11 protein-coding genes are annotated in these 13,242 nt (G+C 70.9%); 2 read left to right on the top strand and 9 right to left on the bottom strand.

Annotation, left to right across the window (positions count from 1 at the left end; genetic code table 11):
* Nucleotides 1-6 precede the first annotated feature (6 nt).
* Entirely contained in the window at nt 7-570 is a 564-nt protein-coding gene (locus ACWD3I_RS02725; protein WP_365409848.1) for a response regulator, read from the top strand.
* Between the two features lie 117 nt (nt 571-687).
* Here ACWD3I_RS02725 and ACWD3I_RS02720 read toward each other — a convergent pair whose 3' ends face one another.
* Nucleotides 688-2,562: an AMP-dependent synthetase/ligase gene (locus ACWD3I_RS02720; protein WP_365409845.1), complete on the bottom strand. Its 1,875-nt coding sequence runs from the start codon at nt 2,560-2,562 to the stop codon at nt 688-690.
* A gap of 231 nt (nt 2,563-2,793) precedes the next feature.
* The gene (gene lepA, locus ACWD3I_RS02715) at nt 2,794-4,662 is read right to left on the bottom strand and encodes a translation elongation factor 4 (RefSeq protein ID WP_365409842.1); all 1,869 of its coding nucleotides are present in this window, start codon (nt 4,660-4,662) and stop codon (nt 2,794-2,796) included.
* A 222-nt stretch (nt 4,663-4,884) separates the two neighbouring features.
* Between lepA and rpsT the strand changes: the two genes are divergently transcribed.
* Nucleotides 4,885-5,151: a 30S ribosomal protein S20 gene (gene rpsT / locus ACWD3I_RS02710; RefSeq protein ID WP_093909403.1), complete on the top strand. Its 267-nt coding sequence runs from the start codon at nt 4,885-4,887 to the stop codon at nt 5,149-5,151.
* A gap of 200 nt (nt 5,152-5,351) precedes the next feature.
* Here rpsT and ACWD3I_RS02705 read toward each other — a convergent pair whose 3' ends face one another.
* The 7 genes from ACWD3I_RS02705 to ACWD3I_RS02675 form a co-directional block, all read right to left on the bottom strand.
* Nucleotides 5,352-5,747 carry a nuclear transport factor 2 family protein gene (locus ACWD3I_RS02705; protein ID WP_365409840.1) on the bottom strand — a complete coding sequence of 132 codons (396 nt, stop codon included), beginning with the start codon at nt 5,745-5,747 and terminating at the stop codon, nt 5,352-5,354.
* A 386-nt stretch (nt 5,748-6,133) separates the two neighbouring features.
* A complete protein-coding gene (holA, locus tag ACWD3I_RS02700) occupies nt 6,134-7,123 on the bottom strand; it encodes a DNA polymerase III subunit delta (protein WP_365409837.1) in 990 nt (329 codons plus the stop codon).
* Between the two features lie 73 nt (nt 7,124-7,196).
* Nucleotides 7,197-7,442, bottom strand: coding sequence for a hypothetical protein (locus tag ACWD3I_RS02695; protein WP_365409834.1), 246 nt, complete (start codon nt 7,440-7,442; stop codon nt 7,197-7,199).
* An 88-nt stretch (nt 7,443-7,530) separates the two neighbouring features.
* Complete coding sequence (locus ACWD3I_RS02690) at nt 7,531-8,361, bottom strand: arylamine N-acetyltransferase family protein (protein ID WP_365409831.1); 831 nt, start codon at nt 8,359-8,361, stop codon at nt 7,531-7,533.
* Between the two features lie 4 nt (nt 8,362-8,365).
* Nucleotides 8,366-11,167 (bottom strand): ComEC/Rec2 family competence protein, encoded by a 2,802-nt coding sequence (locus tag ACWD3I_RS02685; protein ID WP_365409828.1) that lies wholly within the window; start codon nt 11,165-11,167, stop codon nt 8,366-8,368.
* The gene (locus ACWD3I_RS02680) at nt 11,164-12,219 is read right to left on the bottom strand and encodes a ComEA family DNA-binding protein (RefSeq protein WP_365409825.1); all 1,056 of its coding nucleotides are present in this window, start codon (nt 12,217-12,219) and stop codon (nt 11,164-11,166) included. The genes ACWD3I_RS02685 and ACWD3I_RS02680 overlap by 4 nt, the downstream gene beginning before the upstream one ends.
* Before the next feature lie 162 nt (nt 12,220-12,381).
* Nucleotides 12,382-13,227, bottom strand: a complete 846-nt coding sequence (locus ACWD3I_RS02675) for a DegV family protein (RefSeq protein ID WP_266892510.1) — start codon at nt 13,225-13,227, stop codon at nt 12,382-12,384.
* Between the last annotated feature and the right edge of the window lie 15 nt (nt 13,228-13,242).

The following is a 13,242-nucleotide window of genomic DNA, read 5'->3' as shown; positions in this document are numbered from 1 at the left end:
GTCACCATGAGCGCTGAGGCAACGACCGTAGAGCGCGCCAGCATCCTCCTCGTCGACGACATGGAGGACAACCTGGTCGCCCTGGAGGCCGTCCTGGGGTCCCTCAACGAGCCGCTCGTCCGCGCACGTTCGGGCGAGGAAGCCATGAAGGCACTGCTGCGGCAGCAGTTCGCCCTCGTCCTGCTCGACGTCCGCATGCCGGGCATGGACGGCTTCGAGACCGCCGCGAACATCAAACGGCTCGATCAGACCAAGGACGTCCCGATCATCTTCCTGACCGGCGCGGAGGACGACTCCGGCTACGCCTTCCGCGGCTACGCGACCGGCGCCGCGGACTATCTGACCAAGCCCTTCGACCCCTGGGTGCTCAGGGCGAAGGTCACCGTCTTCCTGGACCTGCACCGCAAGAACCAGCAACTGGAGCGACTGCTGGCCCAGGACCAGGGCGAGGTGAACACCCGCCTGGCCGATCTGGAGGAGCAACTGTCCGGGGAGAACCCCCCGGACCTGGCAACACTGCGCACACAGGTCCGGGAGCTACGCCAGCTGGTCGGCAGAGGGCGCTTGTAACGCCCCTACGCCTCGCGCGTACCGGCGTACATCTCGTCGATCAGGTGCTTGGCCGCATCACAGCGGGAGACGACCCCCGCACCCCCAGCAGGGCTCGGGGCGCCCCCAACCGCGCTCTCACGCCTCACGCGCACCCGCGTACATCTCGTCGATCAGGTGCTTGTACTCCCGCTCCACCACCGGCCGCTTCAGCTTGAGGCTCGGTGTGATCTCGCCGTGCTCGACGTCGAGGTCACGCGGCAGCAGGCGGAACTTCTTGATGGTCTGCCAGCGCTGGAGACCCTCGTTGAGTTCCTTGATGTGGCCTTCGATCATCTCGACGGTGGCCGGCGCGGCCACGACCTCGGCGTACGACTTGCCGTCCAGGCCGTTCTCCTTCGCCCAGCCGAGGATCGACACCTCGTCGAGGGCGATGAGGGCGGTGCAGAAGTTCCGGTCGGCGCCGTGCACCAGGATGTTGGAGACGTACGGGCACACCGACTTGAACTGTCCCTCGACCTCGGTGGGCGCGATGTACTTGCCGCCGGAGGTCTTGAAGAGGTCCTTCTTGCGGTCGGTGATGCGGAGGTAGCCGTCGGGCGACAGCTCGCCGATGTCACCGGTGTGGAACCAGCCGTCGGCCTCCAGGACCTCGGCGGTCTTCTCCGGCAGCCCGTGGTAGCCCTCCATGATGCCGGGCCCGCGCAGCAGGATCTCGCCGTCCTCCGCGATCCGCACCTCCGTGCCGGGCAGCGGCTTGCCGACCGTGCCGGTGCGGTACGCCTCGCCCGGGTTCACGAAGGAGGCGGCCGAGGACTCGGTCAGGCCGTAGCCCTCGAGGATGTGGATACCGGCGCCGGAGAAGAAGAACCCGATCTCGGGGGCGAGGGCCACGGAGCCGGAGACACAGGCGCGCAGATTGCCGCCGAAGGCCTCGCGGATCTTGGCGTACACCAGCTTGTCGGCGACCGCGTGCTTGGCGGCAAGCCCGAAGGGGGCGCTCGCCGTGCCGGTACGGCGGAAGTTGTCCTGGGTGACCTTGGCGTACTCGCGGGCGACCTCGGCGGCCCAGCGGAAGATCTTGTACTTGGCGCCGCCGCCCGCGCGGGCCTTGTTGGCGATGCCGTTGTAGACCTTCTCGAAGATGCGCGGAACGGCCGCCATGTACGTCGGCTGCACGATCGGCAGATTCTCGATGATCTTGTCGACCCGGCCGTCGACGGCGGTGACGTGACCGACCTCGATCTGCCCCGAGGTGAGCACCTTGCCGAAGACGTGCGCGAGCGGCAGCCACAGGTACTGCACGTCCTCGGCGCCCACCAGGCCGGTCGCGGCGATCGCCTTCGCCATGTACGCCCAGTTGTCGTGCGGCAGGCGGACACCCTTGGGGCGGCCGGTGGTGCCGGAGGTGTAGATGAGAGTGGCGAGCTGGTCCTTGGTGATCGCGCCGACCCGCTCCTTGATCAGGTCGGGGTCCTTCTCCAGGCGGGCCGCGCCACGGGCCTCCAGCTCGGCGAGGGTCAGCACCCAGTCGCCGGTCTCCACGCCCTCGGCGTCGATGACCACGACATGGGTCAGGTCGGGCAGCTCGGCGCGCTTCTCCTGCGCCTTGGCCAGCTGCTCGGCGTTCTCCGCGAACAGCACGCGGCTGTCGGAGTCGGAGACGATGAACGCGGACTCGTCGGCGTTGGTCTGCGGGTACACCGTGGTCGTGGCGGCGCCGGCGCACAGGATGCCGAGGTCCGCGAGGATCCACTCGATCCGGGTCGCCGAGGACAGGGCGACCCGCTGCTCGGGCTGCACCCCGAGCTCGATCAGGCCGGCGGCGATGGCGTAGACCCGCTCGGCGGTCTGCCCCCAGCTCAGCGACTTCCAGTCGTCGGGGCCCTCGCCGGATGCCGAGGGCACGGGGTAGCGGTACGCCTCTGCGTCCGGTGTGGCCGAAACGCGCTCCAGGAAGAGGGTCGCCACGCTCGGCGGACGGTTCTCGATCAGGGTCTGTGTGTCGCTCACGACATCCTCCGGGGCCCGCGACAGTGCGGCGGCTGGCTCAGTGCGGCTGGTGACTCGAGTGGGTGTTGTTTAACTCACGAGTAACTATCGAGTGGAGATCAGAGTAGAGCGCGACCGACGCCGATGTAAGGGGCGGCGGCCTGTCACTTTCTACAGAGCGCGACGCTACGCACGCGTAGGGGCCTGTCGCGCTCGCACGCGACAGGCCCCTATTTTCACGGGAAAGCGGCGCTACTTCTTGCCCTTGCCGGAACCCGCGTTGTCGTCGCTGCTCAGCACGGCGATGAAGGCCTCCTGCGGAACCTCCACAGAGCCCACCATCTTCATCCGCTTCTTGCCCTCCTTCTGCTTCTCCAGCAGCTTCCGCTTACGGGAGATGTCACCGCCGTAGCACTTGGCGAGGACGTCCTTGCGGATGGCGCGGATGGTCTCGCGGGCGATGACCCGGGAGCCGATGGCGGCCTGGATCGGCACCTCGAAGGCCTGCCGAGGGATGAGTTCGCGCAGCTTGGCGACGAGCCGCACGCCGTACGCGTACGCCGCGTCCTTGTGCGTGACCGCCGAGAAGGCGTCCACCTTGTCGCCGTGCAGCAGGATGTCGACCTTGACCAGGCTGGAGGCCTGCTCGCCGGTGGGCTCGTAGTCGAGGGACGCGTAGCCGCGCGTCTTGGACTTCAGCTGGTCGAAGAAGTCGAAGACGATCTCCGCGAGCGGGAGGGTGTAGCGGATCTCGACCCGGTCCTCGGAGAGGTAGTCCATGCCGAGCAGGGTGCCGCGCCGGGTCTGGCACAGCTCCATGATCGACCCGATGAACTCGGAGGGCGCGAGGATCGTGGCGCGTACGACGGGCTCGTACACGTCGTCGATCTTCCCCTCGGGGAACTCGCTCGGGTTGGTGACGGTGTGCTCGGAACCGTCCTCCATGACGACGCGGTAGACCACGTTCGGCGCGGTGGCGATGAGGTCGAGCCCGAACTCGCGCTCCAGCCGCTCGCGGATCACGTCGAGGTGCAGCAGGCCCAGGAAGCCGACGCGGAAACCGAAGCCGAGGGCGGCGGAGGTCTCCGGCTCGTACACCAGCGCGGCATCGTTGAGCTGGAGCTTGTCGAGGGCGTCGCGCAGCTCGGGGTAGTCGGAGCCGTCCAGCGGATACAGACCCGAGAAGACCATCGGCTTCGGGTCCTTGTAGCCGCCGAGCGCCTCGGTGGCCCCCTTGTGCAGGGTGGTGATCGTGTCACCGACCTTGGACTGGCGGACGTCCTTCACACCGGTGATCAGATAGCCGACCTCACCGACACCGAGGCCGTCGGCCGCCTTCATCTCGGGGGCCGAGACGCCGATCTCAAGGAGCTCGTGCGTGGCGCCGGTGGACATCATCCGGATCCGCTCGCGCTTGTTGAGCTGACCGTCGATGACACGGACGTACGTCACGACACCGCGGTAGGAGTCGTAGACGGAGTCGAAGATCATGGCGCGGGCGGGTGCGTTTTGGACGCCGACCGGCGCGGGGACGTCGGCGACCACCCGGTCCAGCAGCGCCTCGACGCCCAGGCCCGTCTTGGCGGAGACCTTGAGGACGTCGTCGGGGTCGCAGCCGATGAGGTTGGCGAGCTCCTCGGAGAACTTCTCCGGCTGGGCGGCCGGCAGGTCGATCTTGTTCAGCACGGGGATGATCTTGAGGTCGTTCTCCATCGCCAGGTACAGGTTGGCGAGAGTCTGGGCCTCGATGCCCTGGGCGGCGTCGACCAGGAGGACGGTGCCCTCACAGGCGGCCAGCGACCGGGACACCTCGTACGTGAAGTCCACGTGCCCCGGGGTGTCGATCATGTTGAGGATGTGGGTCTTGCCCGGCTCCTCGGTCGGGGCCCAGGGCAGTCGGACCGCCTGGGACTTGATCGTGATGCCACGCTCACGCTCGATGTCCATGCGGTCGAGGTACTGAGCACGCATCTGCCGCTGATCGACCACTCCGGTCAGCTGGAGCATGCGGTCGGCGAGCGTGGACTTGCCGTGGTCGATGTGCGCGATGATGCAGAAATTGCGGATCAGAGCCGGGTCGGTACGGCTCGGCTCGGGCACATTGTTAGGGGTCGCGGGCACGCAGGGTCCTGTCTCTTGAGGCGCCTTGTGCCTCGGGTCGGATCGATACGTAGGCTCCATGGTCCCATGGGCGGGGACCGGAGGCCGTTTTGGGCCGTCGGCCGGCCCACTGGTACTGTGGGTAGCTGTGTCTCTTGCCCTCTCAGCACGAGGCACACCCCAAGAAATCACCTGGCCCGGGTCCCTTGTGGTCCCGTGCCTGAACCTGAAAAGGCTCAATCAGTGGCGAACATCAAGTCCCAGATCAAGCGGATCAAGACCAACGAGAAGGCTCGGCTGCGCAACAAGGCCGTCAAGTCCTCCCTGAAGACCGCCATCCGCAAGGCCCGTGAGGCCGCTGCCGCGGGTGACACCGAGAAGGCCACCGAGTACCAGCGCGCTGCCGCGCGTCAGCTCGACAAGGCCGTCGCCAAGGGCGTCATCCACAAGAACCAGGCCGCCAACAAGAAGTCGGCGCTTGCTTCGAAGGTCGCGTCCCTCAAGGGCTGACACCTTTTATCTGATCTGTTCTTTTTGATCTGACCGCCGGAAGGACCCAGAGCGGGCCCTCTCTCATCCGCTCCCACCCGGCAACCAGAGCTCGTACGCGGCCTGCGTTCGCCACGCGGGTATGAGCTCGCAAGCTTGGTCCGAAGGCCCCGGAGCCCGCCCTTCCCCAGGGTGGAAGCCGGGGCCTTCGGCATGCGGTGTCACGACCAGAAGTCGTTGGACTTGTCGATGTCCTCGACACACTCGTCGAGATCGGTGGCCTTGTCTCCGACGATCCGGAAGATGATGCAGCTGTTCTCCTCCAGTCGCTTCCCTTTGCGTTCCGCGGTGAAGTGGTGCAGTGCGACGACATGGCCACGGCCGTCGACGAGGAGGCTGCGCAGCTCGGCACTCATCGTGCCGTTGGTCTCCTCGAACAGCCGGCCGTACATCTCGATGATCGCGTCCTGCCCCTTGTAGTCCCCCGAGAGCGGGTGGCTACCGGGCACATGCTGCGTACAGTCCGCGGCCATCAGACCACGCAAGGCGTCCATGTCACCGCGCTGAAAGGCCTCGTAGCCCTTGCGGACGAGCACAGCGTGCGGGTGTTCAGCCATGGCAACCGCCACCTTCCCGTTGCTTCGGCGATATACGGCTGATGCGCCCGATTGTCCTCCCGGAGAAGCCCTCCGTCACGCCGATACGGACAATCGCTGCCCGACCGGCAGGCAGCTCCGTGCCTTCAGCCCGTCCGGCGTCTGAGGACGAGGGTTCGCCGTCCCGATCCCCCACCCACCCGCGCCGCTCAGGGCCGCCCCGCATCCTCCAGCCCGTCCGGCGTCTGAGGACGAGGCCCCTCAAGGGCCGACGGGGGTCTGGGGGCGCAGCCCACAGGGACCGGGGTCGAAGGAGCAGCGTCCCTGGAGGACGGGACGGGTAGGGGCGGCGGGGGCGAGAAACAGCCGACGCCGACCACGGCAAACCTCAGCGAGGCCCGCTACCGCTACGCCCGCCCTCGCGACCGCGCCGCCCGAGCAATCACCACGACCGCCTTCTCCAGGGCGTACTCAGGATCGTCCCCCCCGCCCTTCACCCCCGCATCCGCCTCGGCAACGGCCCGCAACGCCACAGCAACCCCATCCGGCGTCCACCCCCGCATCTGCTGCCGCACCCGATCGATCTTCCACGGCGGCATCCCCAGTTCCCGCGCAAGATCCGCCGGCCGCCCACCCCGAGCCGACGACAACTTCCCGATCGCCCGCACCCCCTGCGCCAACGCACTCGTGATCATCACCGGCGCCACCCCCGTGGCCAACGACCACCGCAGCGCCTCCAACGCCTCCGCCGCTCGCCCCTCGACCGCCCGGTCGGCGACGGTGAAGCTCGACGCCTCGGCCCGCCCGGTGTAGTACCGCCCCACGACCGCCTCGTCGATCGTCCCCTCGACATCGGCGACCAACTGCGACACGGCCGACGCCAGCTCCCGCAGATCACTCCCGATCGCATCGACAAGCACCTGACAGGCCTCGGGCGTGGCCGACCGCCCGGTCGCCCGGAACTCCTGCCGCACAAAGGCCAGCCGGTCCGCCGGCTTGGTCATCTTCGGGCAGGCGATCTCCCGCGCCCCCACCTTCCGCGCGGCATCGAGCAACCCCTTGCCCTTCGCCCCGCCGGCATGCAGCAGCACGAGCGTGATCTCCTCGGCGGGTGCCGAGAGATACGCCTTCACGTCCTTCACGGTGTCGGCCGACAGATCCTGCGCATTGCGTACGACCACGACCTTGCGCTCCGCGAAGAGCGAGGGGCTGGTCAACTCGGCGAGCGTGCCGGGCTGGAGCTGGTCCGGGTTCAGATCCCGTACGTCCGTGTCGGCGTCGGCGGCCTTCGCAGCGGCCACCACCTCCCGCACGGCACGGTCGAGCAGCAGGTCCTCCTGCCCCACGGCAAGCGTCACGGGGGCAAGCGGGTCGTCGTTCGCACTCTTCGTTGCCATCGCCGACAAGCATGGCACGGGCCACTGACAACGAGCCCCGCCCACCGGACGAGCCCGAAGGGCACCCCCACCCCTACGGCTCCTCCCGCCACCCGTCCCACTCCCCCGCGAACTCGTCCAGCGCCCCGGGGTCCAGCCGCCCGTCCTCGTCCCGCAGCACAACGAGCCACTGCGCGTCCTCGGCGTCGTCCTCCCCCGCCAGCGCGTCGCGGACGATGCGCGGCTCCTCAGCCACCCCGAACCGCTCCCTGAGCGCCTCCACCACATCTTCCGCGGCATCCCGGTCAGGCAGCACCAGCACATGTCTCACATCGCTCACCCAGCCATTGTCCGGCACCCGGGAAGCCCCGAACCCCAGCTCAGCCCATGCCCACCAGGACCTCACCCACGGCCCCGGCCCGCCCGCCTCACCCCGCCTTCCGCGCCACCGGCACCCGGTCGAGCTCCACCCCGAACCGCTCCCGGTACACCGCCAGCACCTCCTCGTCCGTCCCCAACTCCCGCACCTCGCGTGCCCCGTCCGCCCCCGTCACCGTGAAGCTCCGCCCGCTGAGCGTGATCCTCCCGCCGTCCTCCGTGACCCGCGAACACACCGGCGACCGTGTGAAGTGCGAGGCCGGCGAGGTGCTGTGCCACCAGGCGCCCGCCACGAAGTCGCCGAGCACCCGGGGCCGTACCTCCAAGCGGTACTGGGGCTTGCCGCCCATGACGACGTCCAGGTCGGCCGCCTCCGCCACCTCGTGCCCGCCCCGCACCCCGGCCGCGTCCGCCCCGGCCTCGACGACCCGGAACGTGCCCCCGGGATCGGCCTGTTCCCCCCGCGCCTCCATCGCCAGCGGATGGTGGCTGTGCGCCCCGAAGCCGACGTCGGCCAGCCAGTCGCCCCCGTCCACCGTCCGCACCCGCAGGGCCAGATGGTCGTACGGGATGCCGAGCCGCCCCTCCTCCCCGTACACCCGGGCCGCCAGCAGCGTCACCTCGAAGCCCAGCGCGGCGAGCAACGCCCCGAAGGAGCCGTTGAGTTCGTAGCAGAACCCGCCCCTTCGCGCCCCCACCACCTTGTCCAGCAGCCGCTTCTCCTCCAGCACGATCTCCTCGCCGAGATGGATCGACAGGTTCTCGAAGGGCACGGTCTGCAGATGGCGCAGCTGCAGCTCGCGCAGGACGTCCACGGTGGGCCACGCCGGGTGCTCGGCACCGAGACGGCGGAGATAGGCATCAACCTGTGTGGAATTCATGCCCTCAGTCTCCCGCCACCCGCAGCGACTCACCCGTTCCCAGGACCGCCAGCGCCCCGTCCTCGTCCGTCCGCAGCACCATCGCTCCCTGGGCCCGCAGCGCCGCGACCGTGCCGGGAGCCGGATGTCCGTACGTGTTGTCCCTCCCCACCGAGATGAGCGCCAGCCGCGGAGCCACCCTGCGTATCAGTTCCGGATCCTGGTAGGCCGAGCCGTGGTGGGCGACCTTGAGTACGTCCACGCCGCCCAGCAGCGCGCCCGCCGGGGATCTCAACAGGGCTCGCTGGGCCGGGGGTTCGAGATCGCCGAGCAGCAGGAACCGCAGTCCGCCCGACCGCACGAGCAGGGCGACGCTGGCGTCGTTCGGCCCTTCCGGTTCCGTCGAGGAAGCCGGAGCTCCCGGAGCTCCCCCGGCCGGCGGTGGCCACACCACCTCCCAGGCCAGCGCCCCGGTGCGCCGCCGCTCCCCGGCCACGGCACGGGTGAGCGGAATCCGGTGCCGCGCCGCCTGCCGCCGTACGAACTCCACCTGGTCCGCCGGCTCCTCGAACCCGGTCGTCTCGATCGCCCCCACGCTCCGCCCGCGCAGCACGCCGGGCAGGCCCGCCACATGGTCGGCGTGGAAGTGGGTCAGCACGACCAGCGGGATCCTGGTGACACCCAGGGTGCGCAGACACCGGTCGACGAGCGTCGGATCGGGCCCCGCGTCCACCACCACACCGGTACCGTCACCCGCCGCGAGCACGGTCGCGTCCCCCTGCCCCACATCGCACATCACGAACCGCCAGCCGGGCGGCGGCCACCCGGTGATCACCCGGGCCAGCGGCGGCGGCTGCACCACCACCAGCAGGAGCAGCGCTCCGCAGACCCCGCACCACCCGGGATGCCGCAACAGCCGCCGCCCGGCCGTCACCACGGCCACCGTGACCAGGGCGAGCAGGGCCGCCCCGGTCCAGCTGCCCGGCCAGTCCACCCCGGCTCCGGGCAGGGACGCCCCGGTGCGGGCGACGTCCGCGATCCACCCCGCGGGCCAACTCGCGCACCAGGCCAGCGCCTTGGCCACCGGCATCACCAGTGGTGCCGTCGCCAGCGCGGCGAAGCCCAGCACCGTGGCCGGCGCCACGGCGAACTCCACGAGCAGATTGCACGGCACCGCCACCAGGCTGACCCGCGCCGACAGCACCGCGACGACCGGCGCGCACAGCGCTTGCGCGGCACCCGCGGCGGCCAGTGCCTCGGCCAGCCGCGGTGGCACCCGCCGCCGTCGCAGGGCCGCGCTCCAGCGGGGTGCGAGCGTGAGCAGGGCCCCGGTGGCCAGCACTGACAGCAGGAATCCGTAACTCCGGGCCAGCCAGGGGTCGTACAGCACCAGTAGCAGGACGGCCGTCGCCAACGCCGGGATCAGCGACCTGCGGCGCCCGGTCGCCAGGGCGAGCAGGACCACGGTTCCGCAGGCCGCGGCCCGCAGCACACTCGGGTCCGGTCGGCACACGACGACGAAGGCGAGCGTGAGCGCCCCGCCGAGCAGCGCCGTCGTCCGCAGGGGGATGCCGAGCCGGGGTGCGAGTCCCCGGCGCTCGACGCGCTGGGCCAGTCCGGGCGGCCCGATGAGCAGGGCCAGGATGATCGTGAGGTTGCTCCCGGAGACGGCGAGCGTATGCGCGAGGTCGGTCTCCTTGAACGCCTCGTCCAGGTCCGGAGTGATCCGCGAGGTGTCCCCGACGACGAGCCCCGGCAGCAGCGCCCGCGCATCCCCCGGCAGCCCGTCGGTGGCCTCCCGCAGTCCGCCCCGCAACCGCCCGGCGAACCGCTGCACCCCCGACGGCCCCGCCACGACCTCCGGCGCCCCCTGCCCTCGCACCCGCACCACGGCCGCGACCCTGTCCCCACCCACCATCACCGGCGCCAGCCGCGCGGCGACACGAAACCGTGTGGAGGGCAGCAACCGCAGCCAGGGCGAGGACTCGGGCCCGCCGAGCAGGGAGCCTCCACCACCCGCCGCCCCCTCGGCGAAGGGACTCCCACCTGTCGATCCGTCGTCGAAGTCGCCCCCATCTGCCGAACCGTCGGCAAAACCGCCCCCACCTGTCGGCCCGAAGGCAGACCCGCCCCCGCTCATCGCCCCGCCGGAGGAACCCACGCCTCCCTCTCCGCCCCGGGCAACGGCACTCGGAGTCTCCCGACCGCCCGAACCCGCCGTCGGCGCCCCGGCCCCTCCGTCGGCACTCCTCCCGAACCCCGCCACGTCGACCATCACCAGCACCGGTGCCCGCGTATCCACCACCGCCCCGCCCGCCTTCGCCACCCGCCGCACCTCACCCTTGATCAGCACGGAAGTCGGCGCCCTACGGTCCCCCTCGACCCTGGGCCGGGTGAGCCGGGGATCGGAGGTGACCTCGATCTCGGCGGTCACGGTCGCGTACTCCCGGGCCAGCCCGGGCACCGGCCCACGGCGCAGATCGGCTCCGTGCAGCCCGGCCGAGACGGCGGCCGCGGCGACGCAGAGCAGCACGGCGGCGACCGGGACCCGCGGCCCCGCACTGCGCCGCGTCAGCAGCATCACGCCCGCTGCCACCAGGCACAGGACGGCGACCCCGGTGACCCACTCGGGCGCGGCGTCCAGCATCAGCGCCGCCGTGGCCCAGGCGGCGAGCGCGGGTGGGACGAGTCGTAGGTCGGCCGGCCCTTCCTGGCGGGGGTTGGCGTCCCCGAGCCGTGTGCCGGAGGCGGCGTGCACGGCTCGGCGGGGCCGGGGCGTCGCCGGTGGAGAAGGCGAGGAGGGCGAACCCTCGGGTACGTGGCTCATGGCCGTACGAGATTCCGCAGATCGGCGAAGCGGCGTTCTCCGATGCCGTTGACCTCGCGCAGCTCGTCCACCGAGCGGAAGCCGCCGTGCTGGGTGCGGTAGTCGACGATGTGCTGGGCCAGGACCGGACCGACCCCCGGCAGGGTGTCCAGCTGGTCCACGGTGGCCGTGTTGAGGGAGACCGGTGCCGCGGGTCCCGCTCCCGGCACGGATCCGGCGGTGCCGACCGGACCACCGCCCGCCGGACCGCCGGGGCCGGCCCCGGGCGCGGCAGGAACGCCGACCACGACCTGCTCGCCGTCGACGAGGAAGCGAGCACGGTTGAGCCCCTCGGTGTCCGTACCGGGCCGCACCCCACCGGCCGCCCGCAGCGCGTCGGCGACACGTGAACCCGCGGGGAGCCGGTGAACGCCGGGATCACGGACCTTGCCGCCGACGTCCACCACGATCTCGGCCGCGGGCGAGCCCACCGCGTTCGGCGCACCGGCCGAAGCGCCGGGACCGGCCTCCGCGCTCCGCTCCGCGAAGGGGGCGGCCACGACTTCGGGTGCCCGCACGGCCTGCGTCCGCCCCGCCCAGAAGTGCTGCACGGCGAGACCCGCGGCGACGACGAGCACCACCGCCAGCGCGACCACACTCCGCCGCTCCAAGCCGCACCTGGCCTGCAACCACACCGGCATCCGCTCCCGAAGAGCCAGCCCGGCCCGCGCCCGCCGGTCCCCCGCCGCAGGGGGAGCATCAGCCCAGCCCATCGGTGCCGGCCCGGGGTCAGGACCGAAGTCCTCGTCCGCGCCGATCCCGTCGGCCCCCGCACCGGGCACACCACCCCCGTCGATGCCCGGCGGCCCCGTCCCCGCCTCCCGTCGCTCCCCGACGCGATCGGCGAACATCGCCTCCGCACGCCGACGGAGTTCCTCGGCCGACGCATACCGGTGCCGGCCCCGTGCCGGCCGATGGTGGCGTTGGTGCTGGCGGGTACGGACGTCGGAGGCAGGCCCACGGCCCGGCCCACTGGTCGGAGTCGCTGTGCGTGAACGTGATCGAAGTGCCATGCGACGAGGATCGGGCACCCGGCGCTCTCGCGATGATCTTGCTCGATTCCCGGGGACGACACCCCAGTTGTGGATAACTCGGCCACCCACACGAGTGACAGCCGGCCACCCACAGCCCCCGACGACGGCGTCACCACGCCATCGCGTCACCACACCACCGCGTCACCGCGGCGAAACCACAGCCCCCAGCAGCCCCGGCCCTGTGTGCGCCCCGATCACCGCACCGACCTCACTCACATGCAGATCCGCCAGCCCCGGCACCCGCGCCCGCAGCCGGTCCGCCAGGGCCGACGCCCGGTCGGGGGCGGCGAGGTGGTGGACGGCGATGTCGACCTGCGCGCTGCCCGCCCGGTCGGCCACGATCTCCTCGAGGCGGGCGATCGCCTTCGACGCGGTGCGCACCTTCTCCAGGGGTTCGATCCGGCCGCCCTGGAGCTGCAGCAGCGGCTTGACCGCGAGCGCGGAGCCGAGGAGTGCCTGGGCGGCACCGATGCGGCCGCCCCGGCGCAGATAGTCGAGAGTGTCGACGTAGAAGTAGGCGGACGTCCCGGCGGCCCGTTTCTCCGCGGCGGTGACCGCCTCGTCCATCGTGCCGCCCGCCTCGGCCGCCTCCGCCGCGGCGAGCGCGCAGAAACCGAGGGCCATCGCGATCATCCCGGTGTCCACGACCCGTACCGGCACCGGCGCCTCGCGCGCCGCGAGGACCGCCGCGTCGTAGGTGCCGGAGAGCTCGGCGGACAGATGCAGGGAGACGATGCCGGTCGCGCCGGACTCCGCGACCCGCCGGTAGGTCTCCGCGAAGAGCGCGGGACTCGGGCGCGAGGTGGTGACAGGGCGCCGCTTCTGAAGTGCCTGGGCCAGGGATCGGGTCGAGATCTCGGTGCCCTCTTCGAGGGCCTGGTCGCCGAGGACGACGGTCAGGGGCACCGCGGTGATGCCGTGGCGCTCCATCGTCCGCTGCGGCAGGTAGGCCGTTGAATCGGTGACGATCGCGACATGGCGGGACATGAGCTGGAGGTTACC

The organism is Streptomyces sp. NPDC002817 (assembly GCF_053592055.1).
This window is presented reverse-complemented; position numbering and strand designations above follow the sequence as displayed.